The sequence below is a fragment of the Rhodoferax sp. GW821-FHT07G04 genome, from assembly GCF_059418585.1.
The window spans coordinates 221,214-246,820 of record NZ_JBWKQD010000004.1 but is presented as its reverse complement, the minus strand read 5'-3'; the positions used below and the strand labels follow the sequence as shown (position 1 = coordinate 246,820).

Sequence of the window (25,607 nt, the reverse complement as noted above, 5' to 3'; positions counted from 1 at the left end):
AACGGAAGGCCCTAGCTGGTTTTCAACACCGGCGCTTGGTAGAAACGGATCTGGTTGCGCCCGGCATCTTTGGCGTCGTACATGGCGACATCGGCCCACTTGATGACGTCGGCGGTCGATGCATTGCGGCCAAAAAACAGCGAGACCCCGATGCTGGCGGAGCAGCGGTGTTCCACCATGCGGGGTGCGGAACCCTCCTGCTCCACCGGCAGATGGTAGGGCTCGGCCAGTGCATTGCGGATTTTTTCGGCCACGGTGGTCGCGCCCTCCAACGATTCGCTACGTTCGGTCGCCAGGGCACTGAGCAGAACCACGAATTCGTCGCCACCAAAACGCGCGACGGTATCGACCCCGCGCACGCACTGGAGGAGTCGCCGCGAAACCTCGGTCAACAGCAGGTCGCCGACCTCATGCCCATGCACATCATTGAGCGGCTTGAAGTTGTCCAGATCCAGAAACATCAAGGCGCCAAGGCAGGCGCTGCGCTGGCTGGCCGCCATGGCCTGGCTCAGGCGGTCATTGAGCAGACGGCGGTTGGGCAGGCCCGTCAGGGCGTCGTGAAAGGCCAGCTCCCAGACCTGGTGCAAGGCCTGGCGCAGTTGCAGGTGCGTGCGCACCCGGGCCCGCACCACGGCGGCGTTGACCGGTCGTGGGATGAAGTCCACCGCCCCCACACGCAAGCCCTCGGCTTCTTCACGCGGGTCGTTCTGCACGGTAACGAAGATGACGGGGATGTCCTTGGTGCGGCTATCGGCCTTGAGCCGCCTGCACACCTCATGGCCATCCATGTCCGGCATCATGACGTCGAGCAGCACCAGATCGGGCAATTGTTCGGCGCAAATGGCCAGTGCCTCGGCGCCACTGCTGGCCGTCAGCATGGTGTGGTCGGGGCGAAAGATGTGGACCAGTATCTGGATGTTCACCGGCTGGTCGTCCACTACCAACAAGATGGGCAGTTTGGGGTCAGATGCTTGCAATGTCATGTCCTCTCCTCGCTCTTGTACCGCCGCTGCGGGCCACCCGCCCTAAGCCGCAGGCGCATGGGCCTCCAAGGCCTGCAAAGTCAGTGTCAATTGTTCATCCAATTGGGCCATCGCTGCCTGCAAGCTTTCCGATGTGCCGTCTTCGGCTTCGGGGCTGTTCAGCCGCTTGACCATCAACTCGGCCTGCGCCGCCGCTGCGGCCAGCGGGTTGGCGCCAACCGTTGCTGCCAGACCCTTCAGTGTATGGGCATTGCGCAGCGCCGTGGCGTAGTCGTTTTGTGCAATCCGCTGGGCCAGTTCCTTGAATTGTTTGACACCGTCGTGCAGAAACACCCCAACAATGGTCTGGTAGAACTCCTGGCTACCCCCCAGGCGCTGCACGGCCATGCCCACATCAACGACGGCCTGGGCCAGCGGTTTGGCCTGTGCAGGGGGGACGGTATGGCGCAGGATGGCGGCAATCAACTGCTCCAGATTGATGGGCTTGGCCACATGGTCGCACATACCGGCGGCACGGCACTCAGCCTTGTCCGACTCCATGGCGTTGGCCGTCATCGCAATGATGGGGATGCCATGCAGGCGCGGCTCGGCGTGTATGCGCCGCGTTGCCTCAAAACCGTCGATGTCGGGCATCTGCAAATCCATCAGGATGGCGTCAAACGGCGGGTCGGAGGCCAGGGCCAGTTCCACACCGGTCAGGCCACCGTCCGCAATGCTGGCTTGTGCGCCACTGCGTTCCAGCAGCTCGCGCGCGACCTGCTGGTTGAGCACATTGTCTTCGACCACCAACAGCCGCAACCCCGCCAGTTGGTGGCCGACTGCGGCCGCAGCCTGCATCGGCTGGCCGCCAGCGCGCTGCGCCCGCACATCGTCGACGGCATGCAGCAGCATCGCAGCCGTGATGGGTTTGACCAGCGTGCCATTGATCAATTCCAGCTCGCGGGGCGACTTCTGGTGCTGGTGCTCATGCCCGGTGGCAGCAGTCATCAGCACGATGGGCGGCGCGCCGCTGTGCGGCAGGCGGCGGATGCGCCGGGCGGTCTCCCAGCCATCCATGCCCGTCATGTGCCAGTCGATGACGATGAGCTGGTGGGGCCGCGTGGCGGGATCCTGCAGATAGGCCAGCGCCGCCTCGCCGCTGCCGACACAGGTGCAGGCCCAGCCCAGTGACTCCACCATCGCGGCCAGCAACTCCTGGGCCAAGGGATAGTCGTCGACGACCAGCACCCGCATCGCCGTCGGTGGATCGACCGGTTTGGCTGCCGCCAACGTTGCCGGTGCCATGGCCAGACGCACCGTGAAGAAAAAGCGGCTGCCCTTGCCCACCCGGCTCTCCACCTGCAAATCGCCGCCCATCAATCCGACCAGGCGCTTGCTGATGGCCAGCCCCAGGCCGGTGCCACCGAAGCGGCGTGTGGTGGAAGATTCCGCCTGGCTGAAGCCCTCAAAGATGTAGCCCAGCTTCTGCTCGGGAATACCAATGCCGGTGTCGCGGACGGAAAACTCCAGGGACGCATAGTCCGCATCCTTTGACACCAGCCGCACGCCGACGACCACTTCGCCCTGCTCGGTGAACTTGATCGCATTGCCGGCCAGATTCAGCAAAACCTGGCGCAGCCGCAACGCGTCGCCCACCAGAGCCATGGGCACATCCGCCGGCACGGAAAACAGTACCTCCAGCCTCCGCTTATCGCCGCTGGCCGAGAGCATCACCGAGAGTTCGCGCAGCAATTCGTCCAGCCCGAAACGCGCACTGTCAAGCTCCAGCTTGCCGGCATCCACCTTGGAGAAATCCAGTATGTCGTTGATGATGCCCAACAGCGACTGTGTGGCGCCCTCGGCATTGCGCACGTAGTCGGCCTGGCGTGTCGTCAATTCGGTGTGCTGCAGCAGCTTGAGCATGCCCAGGATGCCGTTCATCGGCGTGCGGATTTCATGGCTCATCGTGGCCAGGAAGTCGGACTTGGCATGCATGGCCGCTTCGGCGGTATCCCTAGCCTGGGAGAGTGCCGCAGTCTGGCGTTCCAATGCCGTGGTCATCTGGTTGAAGGCCTGCGACACATCACCGAATTCATCGCTGCGACCCTCGGGCAACTTCAGGCCAAAATTGCCCTGGGCAACCTCCTTGCTGGCGGCTTCCAATTGCGACAGCGGCAGTATCAGGCGCCGCATGGCAACGGCGATCACGAGCCCCAAGGCCAACGCAAACACGGCCAACAAGCCCCTGGCCGCCCAGCGCAGGCTGTCCTCGCTCTTGTCGCGCTCCTCAATCACCAGGTTCTCCCAGCGGTTGGTTTCCTCTACCATGGCCGCCACTTCGATCAGGAGCCGACCAACCATCAGGGTGCGGCGCCTGGCCATCAGCCGGGGCTCCAGATCCACGCTGTTATCGAACACCCCGCGGAAGAGCTCACCCACCCGTTGGTGCCGCTCGCGCAAACTGCCGACCAAGTCGGCAAAAGGGCCGCCCGTCGCACCAGAATCCGCCGAGCCCAGAATGGCGGCAATGTCATCGTGGCGCACCCACCACTGCTCAGCCGCACGGTCCGAATGCTCTAGAACGGCGTCATCGGTAATCAGCAACAGCGAGGTTGTATCGTCGGCAATGGCCTTGACACGCTGCAATTCGACCCCGACCTCAATCAGCCGTTGGGAGAGCTTGACGACCACCAGGCCCACGGCCAGCGTCGTCACCACGCTGACCACGCTGATGAGTTTCAAGAGTCTGCGCAGGCGCATGGGTGAAGGCCCTGTGGGGACTTATTTGATGACCGTCACCGCCGATGGCTGCACGCGCTTGAGCGGGCGCACGTCGATGAAGTCCAAGTAGTTGGGCGCTACGCTGGCCTTGACCAGTTGCTCCTGGATGGCCCAGTGTGCGGTGGACTCCAGCGCAGCGATCAACGACTGGTTCAGGCTGAGTGCGAAGCGGTAATCGGGCCACAGGGTGGCGATGTCGCTGGCATCCATCTTCAGGCGCTCTTGCAGTATGCGCATGCTGAGCACCGGCTCGGCCTTGATGTAGTCCACGGCACGGGCCAGCGCCCGCAGCAGCTTGACCTGATCCTCTTCGGACGGGCCGGGCTTGTCCCGCAGTGCCACCAGGTTGAAGGTCAGCGTGTAGAGGCGCGGCGCGGGTATCACGTAAGTGTCGGAGCCCAGCAGTTTGCGCAATGCCTGCGCGCCCGGCTGGAACAGGGTATAGGCATCGATCTGCGGATTCGCAGCGGCCGCATCCAGATGCTGTACGTCCAGGTCCACGATGGTGACGGTGCGCGGGTCCAGCCCGGCGGCCAGCAGGGTCAGGTCCAGCACATACTGCCCCGAGGTGCCGCGCACCAGCGCGACGCGGCGGCCTTTGAGGTCCTTGGTGGATTTGATGCCCGAGCTTTTTCGGGTGATCAGGTGCACGTCGTTGCTGGACATCGCAAACGTGGCCAGCACCCGGAATGGCACAGCTTCAAAGCTGCGAAAGGTGATGGGCAGATCAGACGCCGTGGCGAATTGCACATCGGACTCCAGCAACTGCTTGAGGCAAGCCCCACCAGATGGGCAAGCAACCGAGACGACGTCCAGGCCCTCGTCCTTGAAATAGCCCTGTTTGTCGGCCACAAAAAAAGGAGTGGATAGCGGACTGCTGGCCACGGCGACGCGCAAGCCGGCGCCCCAGGCAGGCAGGCCCACCAACAGGCAGATGCCTGCGCAAGCCAGCAGCCCTTGGGTCAGGAGCCGCCGAACCCGGTTGCGGTTGAGATGGGGTGCATGCATGACAGGATCACCCGTTGACGATTTGGGAGAGTTGGTCAAACGCAATGGGCTTGGCCACGTATTCGTCCATGCCAGCCTCCAGGCACATCTGGCGGTCGGATTCGAAGGCCCCGGCGGTCAGCGCAATGATGCGCAAGCGCGGGGCGCCGCTGGCTTGCTCGCTGGCGCGTATGGCGCGGGTGGCGGCATAGCCGTCCATGATCGGCATCTGGCAATCCATCAGTACAAAGAGCGGCGGATCGGATGCATAGGCCGACAGGGTGTCCAGCGCTTCCTGGCCATTTTCGACACAGCGCACCTGCAACCCCAAGCGCAGCAGCATGTTCTGCGCCACCATGCGGTTGATGACGTTGTCATCCACCACCAGCACCCAGCCGCCGCGCAAAGCCGCATCCGCCGACGTGGAACCCTGATCCTGATCACGCCCAATGCGCCGGGCGTCCGGGTTGCGCACCACGCGCGGGCAGACCACGGTGAACCAGAAGCGCGAGCCCTCTCCGACCTGGCTGTATACCCCCACGTCGCCCTGCATGCGCTGGGCCAGGCGGCGCACGATGGACAGGCCCAAGCCGGTGCCCCCAAAACGCCGGGTGGCCGAGGCGTCGGCCTGGACAAAGGGCTTGAACAGTTCGGCCAGCTTGCCCTGGTTGATGCCCATGCCCTGGTCGCGCACCGAGAACTCCAGCGTGGTCTCGCCCTGCGGATTCACGCCCTCCGCCAACTCAATGGCGATCTCGCCCTTCTCGGAAAATTTGATGGCATTGCCCACATAGTTCGACAGCATCTGGCGCAAGCGTATCGGGTCGCCCATGTAGCGGGCGCCGTTGTCGACCACCCGCACCACCAGGCTCAGGCCCTTGGTCTTGGCCGACTCACGGAACAGGGCCGCCACATCCTCGACCAGCGCCACCGCGTCAAAGGGGCTGAGGTTGAGCTCCATCTTGCCGGCCTCGATCTTGGACAGGTCCAGGATGTCATTGAGTATGGCCAGCAAGGCCTGGCCCGAGCCCAGAATGGTGCGCACGAACTCCTTGCGCTTGGCCTCGGTCTGCCCATCCATCATCAGCAGCTGGGCCATGCCCAGGATGCCGTTCATTGGCGTGCGGATTTCGTGCGACATCGTGGCCAAAAACTGGCTCTTGGCCAGGTTGGCACTCTCGGCCAGTTGCTTGGCCTGCTCCAGCGCCTCCTGGTAGGCCTTGCGGTCTGCGATTTCGGCATTGAGAGCAGCGGTTTTTTCCTGAACCTCGGCCCGGATGCGCTCCTGCTCGCCGGTGCGTATCAATGCAAAGTGGGCCACCATGGCGCAAGCGAACAAGGCCATCATCAGCACCAGCAGCGGGCTGCTGCTGGTGTCGGCGGCCAGGCGGCTATGGGGCAAGTGCAGCAGTAAATGCCACTCCTTGCCGCCCATCTTGACACGCTGCTGGCTGTAGACGCCCACTCGGTCCAGAAAGGTGCTGCCCACAAACTCCGGCATCACGAGCTTGCTGCTCTGCCAGATGGTGCGCTCCCCGGTGGTTAGCCCCTCGCGCAGTTCCCAGACCGCGCCGGGTATGGCCTGCAGCGCCTGGTCTATGACGCGCAGATTGATGACGCCAGACAACACCCCCTGTGCCGTTCCGGTCTGGATGGGGGCGAACAGCAACACAGCGCCGGGGCCCTGCGGGTCTTGCGTCAGCCGCACCGGCGAAGTCATCGCCAGTTGCCCGCTGACCAGTGCGTTGCGCAGCGCGACCGCGCGCGTGGGCTCACCCAGCAGATCCATACCCAACACGGGTTCATTGCCGGGCAAGGGGTAGATCATGGTCACTGGGGCCACGAGCCCATCGTCGCTGCGGCTGAACCCGGTGGGCCAATGCACGGGTCGGGGTGCGCCAGCGGCAGTGGCGTCAGCTTGCTGCACGGCCTTGGCATAGGCCACCTGTGCGGCGGCATCAAGCACAGGCGCCCAGGAAATGGCCCGTAGGCTGGGCAGAGACTTGGACACCTCGGCCGCCACCGGGGTGAATTCCGCACCGGGCAGCGTGCCCCGTAGGCTGTAGCTGGCCGCGAGTTGGCGCAGGGCTTGGCCATTGGTTTGTTCCAGCGCGCGGAACTCGTTCTCAAAGGGGGCAACCGCGGCGGCGAAATCGCGACGCAGCTGACGCTCATCGGCATCGCGCACAAACAGGTAGATGGCGCCGGACAATAAAAAGGCCACCAACAAGGGCAGCCCGACCGAGACACGGCGCTGGCGCCATACCCTGTCAGGGGCCAGCACCACCAGCGTCAGCGGGGCGAATATTTGCACTCCAAAAGCGTCGCCCAGCCACCAGGTCACAAAACTCTGCGGTACCTGCGCCAACGCGATATAGCCATGGGCCAGCAAGGTCAGGTTGCCCACCGTCGCGGCGATCAGGCACGAGGCCACCCCCAGCAGCGAGAAGCGCACCACGGTGCGCGGGTCGTTGAGTTCCAGCTCAGGCATCAGGCGTTTCAGCGCGGTGCCACCGATGGCCGCCTGCACCGCGGAGCCGACGGCGATACAGACCGCAACCATGCTCAGATGGAAGCTACCACCTACCGTTGCATTGGTCACAACGGATCCAAGGAAGATGCCCAACCAAGTGGCCTTGGCGCCCCGCACCACGGTAACGGCAAAGGCAAAACCGGCAGCGGGCCAGATGGCGGACACATAGCCCGGTGGCAGGGCCGAGGCCAGGCCCAATTTGCCCAGTAAAAAATAGCACAGAGCGATGCCTGCAGTCAGTGCTACTCCCTGGCCTATTTTGTTCATGGACACATAATACGGCAGCCTGTCTACATTGCAATGCGCATAACACCGGGTTTGCTATGACCACAACATTCACATGGGCCCTGGTGGGGCCGGGGCGCATTGCCCACCGTTTTGCACAGGCCGTGCAAGGCCTGCCCGATACGCGTCTGGCCTGGGTTTTGGGGCGCGACGCCGCGCGCGCCCAGGCCTTTGCCGCAAGCTGGTCCAAGCACAGTGACGGCACGGTTCGCGCCGCCACCGACTGGGATGCGGTGCTGACCGACCCCAGCGTGGACGCGGTGTACATCGCCACACCCCACGCCCAGCACCACGACGCCGTGCAGCGCTGCCTGGCGGCTGGCAAACCGGTGTTGTGCGAAAAACCGCTAGTGCCCAATGTGGCACAGGCCCTGAGCCTGATGGCATTGGCACAGCGCAACAAGGTCTTCCTGATGGAGGCGCTATGGACACGCTTTCTGCCGGCCTATGCGCATATGGGTGACTGGCTGCAGAGCGGCGCCATAGGCCGTGTGCGGTCCATCCAATCGAGCTTTTGCTTCGCCGCCACGGAAGGCCTGGACAGCCGTCTCTATGCGCCCGAACTGGCCGGCGGTGCGCTGCTGGACATCGGTGTCTACAACCTCAGCGTCACACGCTGGGTGCTGCAAATGGCACTAGGCGCCTGCCCTGCCCTGCGTGACCTGCAGGTACACAGCGTGCTGGCACCGACCGGCGTAGACCAGCGACTGGCGGCCACGCTGGCATTGGATGGCGATGTCGTGTCGCAGTTGGTGTGCGGCTTCGATGGCCAAGCCGACAATGCGTTGCGTATCCAGGGCGAGCGCGGCTGGATCAGTGCCCCGCACAACTTCTGGGAAGCCACCGAAGTTGTCTTACAGGCCGGTACCGCGCCGCAGCAGCGGGTGCAAGCGCCGTTTGCGATCAATGGTTTTGAGGGTGAAGTCGTGGAGGCCATGCGCTGCATTCGCGCCGGACTGATCGAAAGCCCGCATATGTCCCATGCCGAGACACTGGCGACTCTGGGCTGGATGGATGCCATGCGTACCCAGATGGGCGTGCGCTACCCGTTTGAGGTTTGAAAACAGCCGTAAAAAAACCCGCTGCAGCAAAGCAGCGGGTGTTCTTTGGATAAACGTGCCGCGCGCGATTACTTCAAACCGTCGCTTACGGCCTTGAGCAAGGTGGAGTTGCTGTCATCGCCGCTGAACTCCCAGAAGAAGGCACCGCCCAGGCCGTTGGTCTTGGCGTATTGCATCTTCTCGGCAATCTGCGCAGGCGTGTCGTAGCTCCAGAACGTGCTGCCGTTGTAGATCCACTGGGCGCGCGTGACCGGGTCGACAAAGCTGGGGTAGTTGAGGTTCTTGAGCACCTTGTAGTCCTCAATGCCGCTCTCGTAGGTGCCCGGTGCACCGGTGCCGCTTTGGTACTTGCCGTTGTTGATGTTGGGCACGTTGGTCCAACCCCGGCCGTAGAAGCCAATGCCCAGTGTCAACTTCTTCGCGGGCACGCCACGTGTCAGGAAGGCCTGCAGCGCCTGGTCGGTGTTGTAGCTACGCGCATCCCCGGTGGATGGGTCCGCGGGTGAACCGTACAGTGGCGAATGGAAGTTGGTGGTGCTTTCGAAGGCGCCATGGAAGTCATAGGTCATGACGTTGATGGCATCCACATAGGGGTGGTACTTGTCGGGCTGCGTGACACGGATTTTGTCAATGCCGGCACCCGTTGCAATGGTCAACAACAAGCCGGGACGCACCGCATCGAGCTGGCGACGGAACTCTGCCAGCAGCGCCGTGTAGTTGACGGTGTCTTCGCTGCCACCGCAAGCCAGACCGCAGGCAGCCGGGTATTCCCAGTCGATGTCGATGCCGTCAAATACGCCTGCAGCCGCCCCGGGTCCGCCAGCGCCGTCCGACACCGGCAGGTTGCCGCGGATGTAGGCATCGATGCAGGAGGCAACGAAGGCTTGGCGATTCTCGGGCCGGGCCGCACTGCTGAAGCCTCGGGAGTAGGTCCAGCCACCCAGTGAAATCAGCACTTTGAGCTGCGGGTACTTAGCCTTCAGTTTCTTCAACTGGCCCCAGCTTCCGCGCAGAGGCTTGTCCCAGGTGTCGGCCACGCCATCCACACTCTGTGCTGCCTGGAACGCCTTGGTGTAGTCGGCAAACGCATCACCGCCCGCGCCGGTGCTTTCGCTTGACGGCACCGTCAAGCCCACTTCGCAGATGTTGTTGCGCACATTGCCAAAGGCGTAGTTGATGTGGGTCAGGCGCGCACCAGCGCCACCGGCATCAATGTCCTTGACCAGGTAGTTGCGCCCATAAATACCCCACTGTGCGAAGTAGCCCAGCACCCGTTTGGCGCCGGTTTGGGTGGCCGCGTCCGTACGCACGCTGATAGCCGCGGACGGTGGGGATGACCCTGCCTGGTTGACTGCGACCACCGTATAGCTGTAGGTGGTGTCGGGTGCTAAGCTACCAATCAGTGTGGCGGTGGTGGCCGATTGGGCGGCCAGCTGCCCGCCTTGCATCACCCGGTACTGCACCGTGCAATTGGGGCCGGCAGCGGATGCAAACCACGCCAAGTTGACCGAGTTGGAGCTGTGGCTCGGCGAATTCAGACCGGTGGGCGCCAAGGGTGCGCTGGTGCAAGCTCCGTTGCTGGTGTTGACCATCAGGGCAGCGCTGGCGGCAGATACATTGCCAGCCTGGTCCCGCGCGCGAACCGTGTAGCTGTAATTGGTGCCAGCGCTCAGGCCGGTGTCGGTGTAGCTCGTCGTGGTGGGCGATGCCACCAACGCGGCTCCGCGGAAGACCTGGTAGTTGGCCACACCGCTTCCGGCATCCGTGGATGCGCCCCAGGTTAATGAAATGCTGCTGCTGGTCTGGCCCGTGCTGGTCAAACCACCCGGTACTGTGGGTGGCGTGGTGTCGGTCGGCGGGTTGCCCGTGCAGTCACCCAATGGACGCCAGACATCCCACTGGCCAGAGTTGCTGACCGGCGGGTTGTTCTGGGTCCACCATTTAGCTTGGTAGGCCTTGTTGTCAGATTTAACAAGGTTGTTGGCAACGTAAATATCGCTGCTTGTCCAGGTGGGCACACCGGTGCAGTCGTATGCCAGCGCCTGCCCGGCGCCACTGGTCATGGCCAGCACCGTCAACAAATGGGATAAACGAATTCGCATGAAAGAGACCTTTCTATGGATCGAGTCAAAGCAGACCGCACAGGAAAAGTCGACGTTTATGGAGTCCATCCAAGGTAGGCGGGGCCCAACGGCAACCAACTACAAGATCTGGTCTGAATTGATCTTATAGTGGTATGCAATGTAAATACCAAAGCGATTTTTGGTATCAGTGCTTACGCTAGGAAATCGACCATACCACTTGTAATTGGTGGTAACGCTCAATTACAACCCCGAACAGGCAATCGTCTCTATCGCATCAAAGATACCAGTTAAAAACCAATGCACTGAGATGCGGAGACTGCAGTCTTAGCCGCGCAACGCCTTCTTCAGCTCCACACCCAGCTCCGGCTTGTGGGCAAAGGGGTCGGTGGGGTTGCGGGCCAGTACCACGTCTTCCAGGCGCACTTGCACCGAGGATAGGGCCTTGGGGTGGCTGTAGATATAGAACTGGTTGGCGGCCACGGCATCAAACACCTTTTGCGCCACCTCGGCCGCCGAGACCTTGCCGCTGTGCACAGCCTTGTCACTCATGGCCTGGCCGATCAGTTGGCTGCGCGTGGGCTTGACGCCCTCGGCCTTGAACGCCTCGGGCCGGTTGCGGTGGCTCTGGCTGATGCCGGTGGCCACGAAGAAGGGGCACAGCACGCTGGCGCCGATCTGGTCGGTCACCAGCGCCAGGTCCTGGTACAGCGTCTCGCTCAAGGCAACGACTGCATGCTTGCTGACGTTGTAGACGCCCATGTTCGGCCCATTGACCAGGCCGGCCATGCTGGCGGTGTTGACGATATGGCCGCGGTAGCTGGGGTCGGCTTCGGCGGCCGCCAGCATCATCGGTGTGAACAGGCGCACGCCGTGCACCACGCCCATGACGTTGACACCCATGACCCATTCCCAGTCTTGCACTGTGTTTTCCCAGATCAGGCCGCCGGAACCGACGCCGGCGTTGTTGAACACAAAGTGCGGTGCACCAAAGCGCTTGAAAGTGGCGTCTGCTAATGCCTGCATCTGGTCGGCCTTGGACACGTCCACGCGCATGGCCAACACCGGTGCGCCTGCAGCCTGCATTTCAGCCACGGCCTGGTCCAGCGCGTCCTGCTGCACATCCACCAGCACCAGGTTCATGCCCAGCTTGGCGCCAATGCGGGCGCACTCCAGGCCAAAGCCGGAGCCTGCGCCGGTCAATACGGCGGTCTTGTTTTTGAAGTCAGAAATCATCGAAGGAAAACTCCTCTGGTTTTGGATAAGGACGCCGCCGGGACGCCCCAAGGTGCGAGGGCCCCGGAGCGTGGGGGGCTATGGACTCCAGACCATTTCGATATGGTCGATGCCGTCTTCGATATAGGGCACACCCACATCGACGAAACCATGTTGGCTGTAATAGGCCTTGAGCCGCGCCTGAGCGCCAATGCGTATGCGCTGTTGGCCCCACTGCTTGTGCACGGCCGCAATGGCCTCTTGGATCAAGGCATGGCCCAGGCCACCGCCACGGGCGCTACTGCGGGTGACCACACGGCCTATGCTGGCCTCGGCGAACTTGATGCCGGCCGGGAAGAGGCGCGCATAGGCCACCAGTTGACCGCCCCTGCTACCCAGCAGGTGCATGGCCTGGTCATCGCTGCCATCCATGTCCTGGAAGATGCAGTTCTGCTCCACCACAAAGACTTCGCTGCGCAACTGCAACATGGCATACAGCTCGGGGATGCTCAGTGCACCGAGGGCGCAGAGCTTCCAATCCAACGCGGCGGCAGGTGTTGTTGTCTGCGATGCGGTACTCATGCGGCCTGCACCGCCTTGAGCACGTAGCCGATGCGCGGAAAGTGCACATACACGGTGCCAGCCCGCGGGTCCACACGCTTGAGTGTGTAGCGCGTGCGGGTGGCGGCTACCAGTTCGCCCTCGGTCGCCTCGGGGCCAAAAGTCTCGGCGGCTACCGTCACCTGGCTACCCAGAGGGATGCCGTGCTCATCCTGGAAGGTATCGTCGATCAACGTTCCAGCCCTCGTGGAAGCTGCACATGCCGCTATCGCATCGATAGCAGACATCTCCTCTGAGCTGGCATGGCCTATGGCCGCCATGCGGTCCATCCACGCCAGCAACTGGGGGGTCGCGTCCAAGATGCCCGCCATCACTGGCACGCGCGAACGGGTGAACCACAGCGGGTGGTAGGCCGCGAAATCCGCCACGCAGGGGGTGTTGCCCATGAGGAAGCTACTGCCGTCATCCAGCATATTGGCCAGGCGGCGCAGGTAGGACCGGTAGGCCGCCGCGGCATCGCCGGGACGCAGCCGCGTCATGCCCACGCTCATAGCCGTGCGGTCCGCGCCAAAGGCCTTGGCCGTGTCCAGCGACTCGAACATCGTCATCGCGCCCTTGGGCTGCAGGTTGTAGGCCATGGCGGCCCAGAACAGCGTGGTGTCGGCCCACTGGGCCAGCACGCGGGCCAGGCCCTTGTGCGACTCAGGGTACAGCGTGGGCGCGGGCTGGATGTGCTCCAGCACGTCACAGATCAGGGCACTGTCGCAGTAGATGTCGGAACCGATTTGCAGGAACGGCGTCTTGCGATAGCCGCCGGTCAGCGCCTGCACATCGGGCTTGGGCATGATGGCCGGCACGAGGACAGACTTCCACGGCAGTTTCTTGTGGCCCAGTACGAGCCGCACTTTCTCAGAGAATGGCGACGTGGCGTAGTGGTGCAGGATGATGTCTGTCATAGTGGCTTTCAGATGAGCTTCACCAGTTGTTTGCCGAAATTCTTGCCCTTGAGCAGGCCCAGGAAGGCCTCGGGCGCCGCCGCAATGCCATGCGCAATCGACTCTCGGGCTTTCAACTTGCCGGTGGCCACCAAGGTACCCAGTTCGGTCAGGGCTTCGGGCCAGACTTCCATGTGCTCGCTGACGATGAAGCCGCGAACCGTCAGGCGGTTGGTCAGTATCAGGGCTGGATAGGTCAAGGGCAGCGGTGCGCCGTTGTAGCCGGCAATCATGCCGCACACTGCTATGCGGCCAAAGGCGTTCATGCGGGGCAACACAGCGTCCAGCACCATGCCACCCACGTTTTCGAAATAGCCGTCAATGCCATCGGGGCAGGCTTCGGCCACGGCCTTGGACAGCGACGCAGCGTTGTCATGCAATTTGTAGTCGATGCAGGCGTCAAAACCCAGCTCGTCGACCGCGTATTTGCATTTGTCCGGGCCACCGGCAATGCCCACCGTGCGGCAGCCGCGGGCCTTGGACAGGGCGGCAAACGCGCTGCCGACGGCACCCGTGGCGGCGCTCACGACCATGGTCTCGCCGGCCTTGGGGGTGCAGATCTTGACCAGGCCATACCAGGCGGTGACGCCGGGCATGCCGACGGCGCCCAGGTAGGCGCTTAAGGGCACGTGCGTGGTGTCGACCTTGCGCAGCGCGCCGGGTTGCGTGGCATCGACCACGCTGTATTCCTGCCAACCGCCCATGCCGACAACCTTGTCGCCGACAGCGAACTTGGGGTTGCGGGATTCGGCGATCTCGCCCACCGTGCCGCCGCCCATGGTCTGGCCCAGGGCCTGGGGTTGGGCGTAGCTCTTGGCGTCGTTCATGCGGCCGCGCATGTACGGGTCCAGGCTCAGGAAGTGGTGGCGCACCAGCACCTGGCCGTCTTGCACGGCTGGGGTCTCGGCAACGACCAGCTTGAAGTTGCTGGCAACGGCTTCGCCAACGGGGCGGTTGTCGAGGTGGATTTGTTGGTTGCGTGGCATGGTGGTGTACTCCTTGGGTGTAATGGTTTGCTATTGAATTGCTAGCTTCTCACGCAGATTTCGCGAGGGCTAGCGGCCAATTCAATCTGTAGAGATAGTCCCCAAAGGGGTATTCAGCGGCTGGGTGGTCTTGGCGCCTGTAGGCAGACGCTTGACGAACTTGAAGGTGCCGGTGGCGTGCGCGCAGGCACGCCCTGCCCCATCAAACACCGTAGCCTGGGTAAACGCCATGGTAGCAGTGCGGTGCATCAACTGCCCCTTGGCCACCAAAGCGCCTGCGCTGGGCAGGGCCGGTTGCATGAAGCTGGTCTTCATCTCGATGGTGACCACGCCCATCTCAGGCACCTGGCTGCGCGCGGCCGTGGCCATGGTCACGTCCAGCAGCGTCATCAGAGCGCCACCGTGCGTGACCGAGAACGAATTCAGATGTTCGGGCTTGGGTGCGTAGACGATCTCCGAATGCCCGCCATCAAACCGCGTCAGCTCGAAGCCCAGCAGCTTGACGAAGGGGATATCGACGCCAAAACCTACAGCGCGCTCCCAAATGGATTCTTTGGATTCAGCCACCGGTAACCACGGATACGCCGCCATCGACCGCCATCCACTGACCAGTGATGTGTTTGCCGGCGTCGGACGCAAACAGCAGGGTCAAACCCTTGAGGTCTTCATCGTCGCCAATGCGCTTGAGCGGCGCATGATCGGCCATCTTGTCCTCACCCATGGTTTCGATCAGCACTGCAGCCATCTTGGTCTTGAAGAAGCCGGGGCAAATGGTGTTGACATTGATGCCATAGGCGCCCCACTCGGCCGCCAGTGCGCGGGTGAAGTTGATGACGGCGCCCTTGGAGGTGTTGTAGGCAATAGTCTTCATCGCCGTAGGGTTGCCACCCAGGCCGGCAATGGAGGCGATGTTGATGATGCGGCCCGAGCGGCGCTCAATCATGCTCTTCTTGGCGATGGCCTGGCTCAGCAGGAAATAGCCGCGCACATTGAGGTTCATGACCTTGTCCCAGGCCGAGGCCGGATGGTCTTCGGCCGGTGCACCCCAGGAGGCGCCGGCGTTGTTGATCAGGATGTCCACATCGCCCATGCGCTGCAGGGTCTCATCGGCCAGGCGCTGGATGTCGGCATCCTTGGCGCAGTCGGCTGCGATCCAGCGGGCATCAATGCCGGCGGCTTGCAATTCGGCGGCGGCTTGTTCCAGGTCTTCGGCCTTGCGGGAGCTCAGCATGATCTTGGCGCCGGCTTCGCCCAGGGCGTGGGCCATTTGCAGGCCCAGGCCGCGCGAACCGCCGGTGACGAGGGCCGTCTTACCACTGAGGTCGAACAGTTTTTGGATGGTGCGTGGTGTCATGTTCATTCTTCCGTTGGATTGCAAATCGATACAGGATTGTCTTGGACAAGCCCAGCCAGGGCTGTCTCAAGGGTGATTCGTGGGCAGCGTCGCAAGCGCCTGGTGTTGCCGCTTCATGCGTGCACGCACAAAACCCAGCACGATCCCAGTGACTACCGCCAGCATGCCCAACACGCCCAACAGGCGGGCGGCATCAACGCTGGCGCTGGCCACAAAATGCCCAGCCACAAATACGGCAATCCCTCCACCTACCAGCAACCAGATGGTGGTCTTCAGTCGGTTCAGGGTTTGCTGTCGTTGTGGCTGTTCTTGTGATTCCATCAAAATGCCTCTAACGGTAGATCGGCGCAAGTGACATCGCGCGCGGCGACCACTTTAAGCCAAGCCCCGATTTTGGGCAATTCGTAGTGGAAGAAATACCGGGCGGCGCCCAGCCGGCCCACGGTGGCGGCCTTGGCGCTGCCGGGGTCGGTCTGCAAGGCTGTGGTAGCTACATCCAGCCAGATCCAGGCGATTACGGTGTGACCAAAGGCTTGCATATAGGGCACAGCATTGGCCAACGCTTCGGTCGGATTGCCGCTGGACCAGGCCGCTTGCGTGGTCGCACCTATTTGCTGCAAAGCCTTGCCGAGGTCTGCGGCGTGCGCAGCCAATGCGGGAACTCCGGCGGCCTTTTCAATCGTGGCGGTGATACGAGACGCCAGCAGCTGCAGGCCCCTGCCCTCCTCCATCAGCACCTTGCGGCCTAGCAGGTCGGTGGCCTGTATGCCGTGCGTACCTTCGTGGATCATGTTCAGGCGGTTGTCGCGCCAGTACTGCTCCACCGGGAAGTCACGGGTGTAGCCGTAGCCCCCATGGATCTGGATGGCGAGGGAGTTGGCCTCCAGGCAAAATTCGCTGGGCCAGCTCTTGGCGATGGGGGTCAGCACCTCCAGCAGCAGGCGGGCATCATTGGCCACTGCGCCACCGGCCGTGTGGTGTTCGTCGACCAGGCGGGCGCAGTACAACTCCAACGCCAGTGCGCCTTCACAGTAGGATTTTTGGGCCAGCAGCATGCGCTTGACGTCGGCATGTTCGATGATGGCGACCTGGGGTTGCGATGCATCCTTGCCACCGCCGCCAGCCTGGATGGGCCGGCCCTGCGGCCGGTTGCGGGCATAGTCCAGTGAGGCGTAGTAACCCGCCATGCCCAACATGGCCGCTGCAATGCCCACGCCAATGCGCACCTCGTTCATCATGTGGAACATGCATTGCAGGCCCTTGCCGGGTTGGCCCACCAGGTAGCCCACGGCGCCCGCGCCCTTGCCGTAGGGGCCGTCCTGCCCCACAGGGAATTTGCCTTCGCCAAAGTTCAGCAGCGTGTTGACCGTGCCGCGCCACCCGAGTTTGTGGTTCAGGCCGGCCAGGGCCACATCATTGCGTGCACCGCTCAGGCTGCCATCGGTATTGACCAGCTTCTTGGGCACGATGAACAGCGAGATGCCGCGCGTGCCGGGCACCAGCTTGCCGTTTTCATCCGGGATCTTGGCCAGCACCAGGTGGATGATGTTCTCGGTCAGCTCGTGTTCGCCGTTGGAAATCCACATCTTGTTGCCCTTGAGGCGGTAACGTGGTCCCAGGGGGTCTGCTTCAAAGCCCTCGCCGTCTGGCACGGCGCGGGTCGCCACATCGGACAGGCTGGAGCCTGCTTGCGGCTCGGACAGGCACATGGTGCCCGCCCAGCGGCCGGCAAACTCATTCTTGGCGAACACCTCTTTCTGCAAAGCCGTGCCATGGGTCATCAGCAGATTGGCATTGCCAATGCTGAGCATGCCAGCGCCCAGGCCCACCGAGGCGCAGGCGAAAAAGGCGTTGGCGGCGGCCTCCACGCTATAGGGCAACTGCATGCCGCCCATGTCGTAGTCTTGTGCCGCGCTGAGCATGCCGGACTCGGCATAGGCCCGGTTGGCATCGTGGTTGGCCTGCGGTTGAATCACTTTCTCACCATCAAACCGCGGCTCTTCGACATCGACCAGGCGGTTGAACGGGGCGAATTTTTCGCGGGCAATGCGCTCGCAGGTGTCCAGCACGGCGTCAAAGGTGTCGCGCGAATGGTCGGCGAAGCGAGGGCGTTGGGTCAGGGACTCGGTGTTGAGCCAGTCGTTGAGCAAAAAATCGATCGTGGGGCGCAGGTTCATGGTCGTGGTCGGTTCCAGCAAGAGATGGACCACAGCGTAATGGATGGCACGGCGCTTGGCTGGCACCAAAGAGACAAGCATCCCCAACGGGTGAGCAAAAAAAAAGCTCCTGCCATCACTGGAAGGAGCCTTAAATGCGCCGGGCGTTGCCACCCGGGCTGAGAAACCCGAAACTACCCCGAAATCAGAACTCGTAGCGTGCAGTGACTTGCAATGCCCACTGCGACTCGCCCTTGGCTTGGCGCAGGGTCAGGTCGTCTTCTGCAGACTTGACGGAGTACACATAACGGCCTTGGGAATCGATACCACCATAGTTCACGAAGGTACGGCGATTGCCACCAGAAGACTGGAAGCCCATTTCGTTGATACGACCCCATTCCTTGTTGATCAGGTTGCCGATATTCAAGATGTCGAAGGAGATCACGCCTTTGTGCTTGGGTGCGAAGCCAGGTGTCTCTTGGCTGATGCGCAAGTCAAAGTTGTGGACCACGGGGGCGTAGCTGCCATTGCGGCTGACCACGCTGCCCTTGGCATCCGACAATTCCTTGTTGGCGTTGACGATGGCCCAGAAGCGGTCTTCGTTAGGGTGGTTGGTGGCGGTATCACCCGCAAACACCACTTCGCCCGATTGAGGACCCTTGGGGATATACATCAGGTCATTGCCGGAGATGTTGTCACCGTTCATGTCGTTGGCATAGGTCCAGCTATAGGGCTTGCCGGAGCGGCCTTCATAGAACAGACCGAAAGTGGTCTTGTACTTGCCGAAGAACGCAGCAGACCAGTTGATGGACGCGTTCAGGCGATCCTTGACCAGGTAGGCGGAATTGGCAGCCACTTCTTCATTGGGGTTGAAGATGGAGCGGGCGTTGAAGTTGGACGAGGAAACCGACGATGTCAGCGGGCTGACTTCGGTCGCATCGGTGCGGGTGTAGGCCACATTCCAGTCCATGCCGTAGACGCGGGGACCGGTCAGCGTCAGCGTGACGGCATTGCCGCCGCCTTCGCTGGTCTTGCTGGCCTTCAGCACGTCGGCAAATGCCACATTGCTCATGGCCTTGGTGGACACACCGCAGGTGCTGACGGCACTGCCGTTAGCCCAGCAAGCTGGGTCGTAGCCCTTGGCGTTGTAGAACATCTGGCGGCCATCGGGCCCAGTGCGTGTGGGGCCACCCAGGTTCAGGTGCTGGTAGTAGATACCGTTCTTGTTCTTGGTACCCAGCCACTCGGCGCCGACCACCAGGCCTGCCCATGGCAGTTCGGCGTCAATCGCGAGGTTGGCCTTCCAGACTGAAGGTTGACCCAGACCGTTCTCAATGTAGTCCACATTGGATGCAGGGGATGCGCCGGAGAAGTTGGTAGGTTGCTTGGTTGGGTCAGCCGAGAAAATGCCGCCATCGGGTGGGCAAGCCGCAAAGCCCAAGGTACCGCATGCAATGATGCGGGTTGCCAAACCGGTGTTGGAATAGGGGTTGGACAGCCACACATTGGCCGCCGCACCCTGGAACAGGCCAAAGCCACCGCGAATCTGGGTCTTTTGCTTGTTCTCGCTGTCCAGCGCGTAGTTGAAGCCCACGCGGGGTTGGAACAGTTGCTGGCCGTCTACGGTTGCGGAGTTGTCCAGACCAAAACCACCGGTGTTGCGGGTGACAACACCAGCTGCCGTCACGTTGCCGGCCACGGTGGGCGCGGCGGCAGCGGCGTTGTACTGGGGTTTGTCATTGGTGTTGAGCTGGTCCATGCGCACACCGGCGGTCAGCGTCAGCTGCTTGCTGGCGGTCCAGGTGTCTTGGAAGAACACGCCGGTGTTGCGCAGTGTCCATTGGGCAATGCCGTTGTCCAGGGAGCCGCCTGGCACAGGAACCTGCACCTGGTAGCTGCTGGGGCGGCCACGGTTGAAGTTTTCCAGGATGGCTGCGTCGATTTGCGCAGCGGTTGCAGTGGCGCAATTGATGGAGCCGAAGCTGTAGGTGTAGGTCGCGCTGCTGTTCTGGCAACTGAAGGTGTAGTTGCCCTTGGTGTTCTGGAAGAAGGCGTTGTAGACCTTGTTGTTGTCCAGGTCGCCACCGAACTTCAGCTCGTGGGCATCCAGTGCCCAGGTAGCACCGAAATAACCGTTCAGCGTCTTGGTGTCCAGCACGTTGGTGTGGCGGCTACGCTCGGTACCGAAGTTCAGGAAGCGGCTGCCGGTGTTGACGCCAGCGGGTGCGCCATCGGGTGCCGGACCGGTGTACTGGAAGGCCATGGCGGGCAGATCGCTGTAGTTGATCGGCACGCTGTTGTAGTCGCGGTTGGAGAGCTTGAACTCTGTCGAGAATGTAGGCGTCCAGTCGGCAAACCATTGGGCCACCACGGTGTCGATCTTCTTCTTCTGATCCCACCATTGCGAGGTCAATTGCAGGCCGGTGGCGCTGTAGGTGGTGAAGGCGCCGTTGTTGGTGTCAAGCTGTTCGGTGCGCGCAAAACGGATATTGGCGCGGTGCTGCTCATTGATGTTCCAGTCCACCTTGAACAAATAGTCTTTGGCCGACAAGGTGGTGGGGCCGGTCACGTCGCCGGTGGCAAAGCCGTAGCGTGTGGCGGCGGCGTTCTTCAGTGCGTCGATGGACGACTGCGAAATCGCCACATTCGTCAGTTGGCTGCCTACGGCACCGAATTCGGGTTGCGCGCGGTTGCTCTTGAGTTCTTCGTAGCTGGTGAAGAAGAACAGCTTGTCTTCGATGATGGGGCCACCCAGAGTGAAGCCCTTGGTGTCTTCCTTGAAAGGCAAGAAGCTGAAGTAGCTGTCGGTGGTCTTGTTGTAGCGCTGGCCGCCCATGCCTTCGTTGCGGTACACGTAGGACACGGTGCCCTTGAGCTCATTCGTGCCGGACTTGGTGACGGCATTGATGTTGGCGCCGGTGTAGCCCTGTTGTGTGACGTCGTAGTTGGACAGGTTGACCTGCACCGACTGGATGGCATCAATGGAGATGGGCTGTTTCGTCGTCGGCAGGTTATTGGCTTCCAGACCAAAGGTGTCGTTGATACGCACGCCGTCGATGGTGATGGAGTTGTAGCGGCTGTTCTGGCCGCCTGCGGAGATTTCACCACGCTCCTTGTCGGTCTGCGACAGGCGGGGATCGGCACGGGCATAGTCTTGCAGGTTACGGCCGATGGAGGCGTAGGCTTCCAACTCTTTGCGGCCGATGTTGGTGCCGGAGCCCATGTTGGCGGAGTTGAACTTGCTGTTGGCGGCACCGGTCACCACCACGGTTTCCAGAGCGGGGCCACCAAGCTTCAGGTCCAGCGAAAAGGTTTCGGCCAACTGCAGGAACACGTCATCGCGTGTGGCCTTGTCGCTACCCTTGGTCACCACGATGGTGTAGGGACCACCGACGCGCAGACCACGGGCCGAGAAGCGGCCTTCGTTGTCGGTCGTCAGTTTGTTCGACGAACCCGACTCCGCGTGAACGATGCTGACCGATGCGCCGGCAACGGGCTTGCCGTCGGAGCCGGTTATCTGGCCGCCGATGGCAGCCGTGGTGTTTTGCGCCATGGCGGGCGCTGCAACAACGATCGCGACCGCTGCGCTAAGCACCGTCCGCGAAAAGGTGGAAAAAACGTGGTCCTGACTGCGCATCCTGAAAGCTCCTAAGCGAGATGGGCCCCAACGGGGTGATTTATTGGAAGAAGTAAAAAAACGTAAAGAACCGTAATACTACCCATGAAGTTAACCATATAGTCAGGAAAGTTTTGTGACAACTGTTGTATTCCAGACACCACCGCTATGATTCACCGCCCCCCGTCCGCCACGCCCTAAAACGGGTCCCTACTTTGGAGCAAAACCCTTGCAAACGCACCGTTTTCGCGCACTTTTGAAGCGCTTTTCTACGCCCGTATTAGGGTTTGTCCTGAGCAGTTTTTTTATAGGTTGCGCCACCCAAAGGCCGGCCGAAGCACCGTCCATGGCGGCGCCGTCGACCATCGAGCTCAGCATTTTTTCGATTAACGACTTCCACGGCCATATCCAGCCCAAGTTGCCCACGCCGATTTCGCCACGCTTGCCCGATCCCAAAACCGGCGAGGTCAAACCCCAAGCCGCCGGTGGCGTGGCCTACTTGGCGACGGTGTTGAACGGCCTACGCGCGCAGCGTAAGAACCAGGTGTTTGTCGCGGCGGGCGATCTGATGGGCGCATCGCCGCAGATGTCGTCCTTGCTGAAAGATGAACCCACACTGACCGCCTTGGGTGAGTTGGGTTTGTTGGCCACATCGCTGGGCAACCACGACCTGGACCAAGGGCTGTCGGAACTGCTGCGCAAGACCCGGGGCGAGTGTCCCAATGGCACCTGCGTTTGGCCTGAGTTCAAGGGGCCCGGCTTCCCGTATCTAGCCGCGAATATGTTTGAGATCGAAAGCGGCAAGCGCGTGCTACCCAGCCACATCATCAAAGAGGTGGGCGGCTTGAAGATTGCCTTTGTGGGTGCTGTGACGCGGGATACGCCCAAGGTGGTGATTCCCAAGAGCATCGTGGGCCTGCGCTTTGCCGATGAGGCCGAGACGCTGAACGCCCTGGTGCCCGAGTTGCGCGCGCAAGGCGCGCAGGTGCTGGTGGCCATCATGCACGAGGGTGCCATGTACGACGGCGATGCCACCGATCCCACCTACGCCTGCCCTGGCCTGCAGGGCCGCGGTATCGACGTGGCCAAGCGCCTGGACCCCGCCTACGCCATCATCGTCAGCGGCCACACGCACCAAGCCTATACCTGCAAGATCGATGGTCGCTTGATGGTGCAAGCCGGCAGCTTTGGCGGCTGGTTGACCGAGAGCCGTTTGACCTTTGACACAACTGGCAAGCTGCTGGATGCGCAGTCCGTCAACCACCCGGTGCTGCAGGGCGAGTACGCTCCCAATCCCGCCTTTGCGGCCCTGGTGCAACGCGCTTCCGCCTTGACGACGGCCGCACGCAACAAGCCCGTGGCCTTGTTGTCACGCGGCGCCACGCGCTCCGTGACACCGCCCTTTGGCGATTCCACGCTGGGCAATCTGGTGGCCGACGCGCATCTGGGCTTTGCCAAGAAGCGCACAGCGGTCGATATTGCAATGACCAACTCCGGCGGCATACGGGCCGATCTAACGGTGATACCCGGGCAGACCACCACGCTCAGCGATCTGTTTGCGATCCAACCCTTTACCAACGAACTGATCGCGTTGACTTTGACCGGTCCGCAGTTGCAGGAATTGATACGCCGTCAGCTCAAGAGTCGGCGCACCGATGGCCCCGCGACATTGCAGGTGTCCAACAATCTGCGCTACCAGTGGAGCCAAGCCCAAGGTGCCGAGCCGGTATTGGAGTCGGTCACCGTAGATGGAAAACCATTGGATCTGACGCGCGACTACCGCATCGTCGTCAACACCTTCATGGCCGAAGGTGGTAACGATTTGAACGTGCTCAAGCAAGGGCGCAACCGCGAGGTTGTGGGCATGGATATCGATGCCTTCGAGGAGTGGCTGCACGAAAACCCCAAGGCAGTGGACCAGATCGAATCGGGGCGTATCGTAAAGAAATAGCCCCCACGCTCCACCGCTACGCGGGTCGCTGCCCCCCGAGGGGGCTAAATCCGCTTGGGGCGGCCCGACGCGGATTTTTCGCCCCCACGCTCAGCTCAAGGCGTTACTTCGTACAGCGCTGAGCCATCACCGTTGTCCTTGATCAGGTGAATGTGGGGATGGCTGCTCAGGTAGCGCTTGCCGGCACTGGCCGATAGAAAGGTCAGGCGCACACCCGGCACCGGCGCGATGCGCCAATTGCCATCGGCTGAAGGGTTGACCTGCTTGTTGGCCGATAACGTGTCCATCATGCGCAGGTATTCGATCAGCACCTGGCGGTTTTCTTCTGGCGCTTCCAGAATCACTTTGCTGGCGTTCAAACCCGGGAAATTGCCACCGCCAAAGGCGCGGTAATTGTTGGTGGCGACCACAAACTTGGCATCAGACTGCACCGGTTGGCCCTGGTACTGCAGCTTCTTGACGCGGTGGGCGTCGGGGGCTACCAGCTTGCCGTTGGCGTCGTAGCGCGCGGGCTGGGTCACATCGATCTCGTAGCTGACGCCGTCCAAGGTATCGAAGTTATAGGAGCGGAAGCTGTCGTTGAGCAACGCTTGCTGGGCCGCGCCCTTGGGGTCGATCTGGTTGTATTGCCCTGCCGACATTTCAATCCACTCCTGCACCTCGGCACCAGTCAGCAGCATGGCCTTCAGCGAGTTGGGGTAGACATAAAGGTCGGCCACATTCTTGATGGCCAAGGGGCCAGCTGGAATATCGGTGTAGTAGTCCCACCCCTGACGGCCACCGGTCTTGAAGGGAGCGGCTGCCGACAGCACGGGGTACTTCTCGTAATCCGTGCCCTGCATGGCCCGCTTCACATAGGCGATCTGCGCATTGGCGACGATTTGCACGGAGGGATCATCGGCCACCAGCGCGAAATAGCTGTAGATGGGCGCGCTGCTGAAGGCCACCTTGTTGCGCACATAGTCCAGCGTGCCGGTTTGTTCGGCAGCCAATGTCTTCTCCACCAGCGGGTCGGCCGCCGCTACGGACTGGCGCGTGGTCTTGTCAAAGATGGGGTGTATCGTGGCTTTGCTGTTGAGCACTTTCCATTGGCCGCCGGTCTCGTTCAGCGTGAAGTCGATGACGCCCAGATGGTCGCCCCAACGGCCCGGCATGACGGCCGCTACGCCATTGATGGTGCCGCGCTCCAGGTTGACCTTGGGGTGCTCCGCGAAGGCGGCGCCGGGGAATTCGGCATGGGCGTGGCCGAACAGCACGGCATCGACACCCGCAACCTCGGTCAAGCCCCCAACCGCGTTCTCGGACAAGCGGGACACCGCTCCTTTCTCAAAGCCGGAATGGGGAATGGCAATCACCAGTTGCGCGCCCTGGGCCCGCATCAAGGGCACATATTTTTGGGCAGTCTCCACCATGTCGCGAACCACGACCTTGCCCTCCAGGTTGGTTTTGTCCCATTGCATGATCTGCGGCGGCGCAAAGCCGATGATGCCGATCTTGATGCGGTGGGGCTTGCCCTGGCCATCGACCAATTCGCGGTCCAACAGCACATAGGGGGTGAAGGCATGCTTGGCCTGGTCGGTGTCGCGATCCTTGTCGTCCAGGTAGACATTGGCGTTGACGTAGGGGAACTGCGCGCCCTTCAGCGAGCGGCGCAAAAAGTCCAGGCCAAAGTTGAAGTCGTGGTTGCCGATATTGGCCGCGTCATAGCCCATCTGGTTCATGACTTTGTAGGCGGGGTGGGTCTCGCCGTCCTTCAGCGGTTTGACCTTGGCCACATAGTCGCCCATGGGGTTGCCCTGCAAGAGGTCGCCGTTATCGAACAGCAGGCTGTTAGGGGCCTCAGCGCGCGCGGCCTTGATTAACGAAAAGGTACGGGCCAGGCCGTATTGGTCGGTGACCTTGTCTTGGTAGTAGTCGTAGCTCAGCATGTTCATGTGCAGGTCGGTGGTCTCCATGATGCGCAGGCGCACCTCGGTAGCCTGGCCTGCACTGGCCAGCAGCATCGCCATACCTCCAAAACCCAACAAGCGCACCACGGCGGGCACGCACTTCAAACGACCACAGCTCATTAATATCTCCTATG

17 protein-coding genes are annotated in these 25,607 nt (G+C 62.0%); 2 read left to right on the top strand and 15 right to left on the bottom strand.

Going from position 1 to position 25,607, the window contains the following annotated elements:
* Positions 1-11: 11 nt before the first annotated feature.
* The 4 genes from AC07OO_RS20440 to AC07OO_RS20425 are packed head-to-tail and all read right to left on the bottom strand — an operon-like array spanning position 12 to position 7,530.
* On the bottom strand, positions 12-983 hold the full coding sequence (locus AC07OO_RS20440) for a response regulator (RefSeq protein ID WP_495083986.1): 972 nt from the start codon (positions 981-983) through the stop codon (positions 12-14).
* 42 nt (positions 984-1,025) lie between these two features.
* Positions 1,026-3,722, bottom strand: coding sequence for a response regulator (locus AC07OO_RS20435; RefSeq protein ID WP_495083985.1), 2,697 nt, complete (start codon positions 3,720-3,722; stop codon positions 1,026-1,028).
* Between the two features lie 21 nt (positions 3,723-3,743).
* Complete coding sequence (locus AC07OO_RS20430; protein WP_495083984.1) at positions 3,744-4,751, bottom strand: ABC transporter substrate-binding protein; 1,008 nt, start codon at positions 4,749-4,751, stop codon at positions 3,744-3,746.
* A gap of 7 nt (positions 4,752-4,758) precedes the next feature.
* Positions 4,759-7,530: an ATP-binding protein gene (locus tag AC07OO_RS20425; RefSeq protein ID WP_495083983.1), complete on the bottom strand. Its 2,772-nt coding sequence runs from the start codon at positions 7,528-7,530 to the stop codon at positions 4,759-4,761.
* Between the two features lie 56 nt (positions 7,531-7,586).
* Here AC07OO_RS20425 and AC07OO_RS20420 point away from each other — a divergent pair, with 56 nt between their 5' ends.
* Entirely contained in the window at positions 7,587-8,609 is a 1,023-nt protein-coding gene (locus AC07OO_RS20420) for a Gfo/Idh/MocA family protein (RefSeq protein WP_495083982.1), read from the top strand.
* A gap of 68 nt (positions 8,610-8,677) precedes the next feature.
* On the opposite strand, the gene AC07OO_RS20415 is transcribed toward AC07OO_RS20420, so the two are convergent.
* From AC07OO_RS20415 to AC07OO_RS20370, 10 genes are all read right to left on the bottom strand, one after another.
* Positions 8,678-10,711, bottom strand: coding sequence for a glycosyl hydrolase family 18 protein (locus tag AC07OO_RS20415; RefSeq protein WP_495083981.1), 2,034 nt, complete (start codon positions 10,709-10,711; stop codon positions 8,678-8,680).
* 306 nt (positions 10,712-11,017) lie between these two features.
* Positions 11,018-11,926 (bottom strand): SDR family oxidoreductase, encoded by a 909-nt coding sequence (locus AC07OO_RS20410; RefSeq protein WP_495083980.1) that lies wholly within the window; start codon positions 11,924-11,926, stop codon positions 11,018-11,020.
* A gap of 78 nt (positions 11,927-12,004) precedes the next feature.
* A complete protein-coding gene (locus AC07OO_RS20405) occupies positions 12,005-12,487 on the bottom strand; it encodes a GNAT family N-acetyltransferase (RefSeq protein WP_495083979.1) in 483 nt (160 codons plus the stop codon).
* On the bottom strand, positions 12,484-13,422 hold the full coding sequence (locus tag AC07OO_RS20400) for a glutathione S-transferase family protein (protein ID WP_495083978.1): 939 nt from the start codon (positions 13,420-13,422) through the stop codon (positions 12,484-12,486). Before AC07OO_RS20400 ends, AC07OO_RS20405 begins: the two co-directional genes overlap by 4 nt.
* A gap of 8 nt (positions 13,423-13,430) precedes the next feature.
* The gene (locus tag AC07OO_RS20395; protein ID WP_495083977.1) at positions 13,431-14,447 is read right to left on the bottom strand and encodes an NADP-dependent oxidoreductase; all 1,017 of its coding nucleotides are present in this window, start codon (positions 14,445-14,447) and stop codon (positions 13,431-13,433) included.
* Positions 14,448-14,528: 81 nt separating this feature from the next.
* On the bottom strand, positions 14,529-15,014 hold the full coding sequence (locus AC07OO_RS20390) for a PaaI family thioesterase (RefSeq protein ID WP_495083976.1): 486 nt from the start codon (positions 15,012-15,014) through the stop codon (positions 14,529-14,531).
* Positions 15,007-15,801: an SDR family oxidoreductase gene (locus AC07OO_RS20385; RefSeq protein WP_495083975.1), complete on the bottom strand. Its 795-nt coding sequence runs from the start codon at positions 15,799-15,801 to the stop codon at positions 15,007-15,009. Before AC07OO_RS20385 ends, AC07OO_RS20390 begins: the two co-directional genes overlap by 8 nt.
* Before the next feature lie 66 nt (positions 15,802-15,867).
* The gene (locus AC07OO_RS20380) at positions 15,868-16,122 is read right to left on the bottom strand and encodes a hypothetical protein (protein WP_495083974.1); all 255 of its coding nucleotides are present in this window, start codon (positions 16,120-16,122) and stop codon (positions 15,868-15,870) included.
* Positions 16,122-17,978, bottom strand: a complete 1,857-nt coding sequence (locus AC07OO_RS20375) for an acyl-CoA dehydrogenase (protein WP_495084120.1) — start codon at positions 17,976-17,978, stop codon at positions 16,122-16,124. The genes AC07OO_RS20380 and AC07OO_RS20375 overlap by 1 nt, the downstream gene beginning before the upstream one ends.
* Before the next feature lie 184 nt (positions 17,979-18,162).
* Positions 18,163-21,510 (bottom strand): TonB-dependent receptor, encoded by a 3,348-nt coding sequence (locus tag AC07OO_RS20370; protein ID WP_495083973.1) that lies wholly within the window; start codon positions 21,508-21,510, stop codon positions 18,163-18,165.
* A 409-nt stretch (positions 21,511-21,919) separates the two neighbouring features.
* Between AC07OO_RS20370 and AC07OO_RS20365 the strand changes: the two genes are divergently transcribed.
* Entirely contained in the window at positions 21,920-23,524 is a 1,605-nt protein-coding gene (locus AC07OO_RS20365; protein ID WP_495083972.1) for a bifunctional metallophosphatase/5'-nucleotidase, read from the top strand.
* A gap of 95 nt (positions 23,525-23,619) precedes the next feature.
* On the opposite strand, the gene AC07OO_RS20360 is transcribed toward AC07OO_RS20365, so the two are convergent.
* Complete coding sequence (locus AC07OO_RS20360) at positions 23,620-25,593, bottom strand: bifunctional 2',3'-cyclic-nucleotide 2'-phosphodiesterase/3'-nucleotidase (protein WP_495083971.1); 1,974 nt, start codon at positions 25,591-25,593, stop codon at positions 23,620-23,622.
* Positions 25,594-25,607 lie beyond the last annotated feature (14 nt).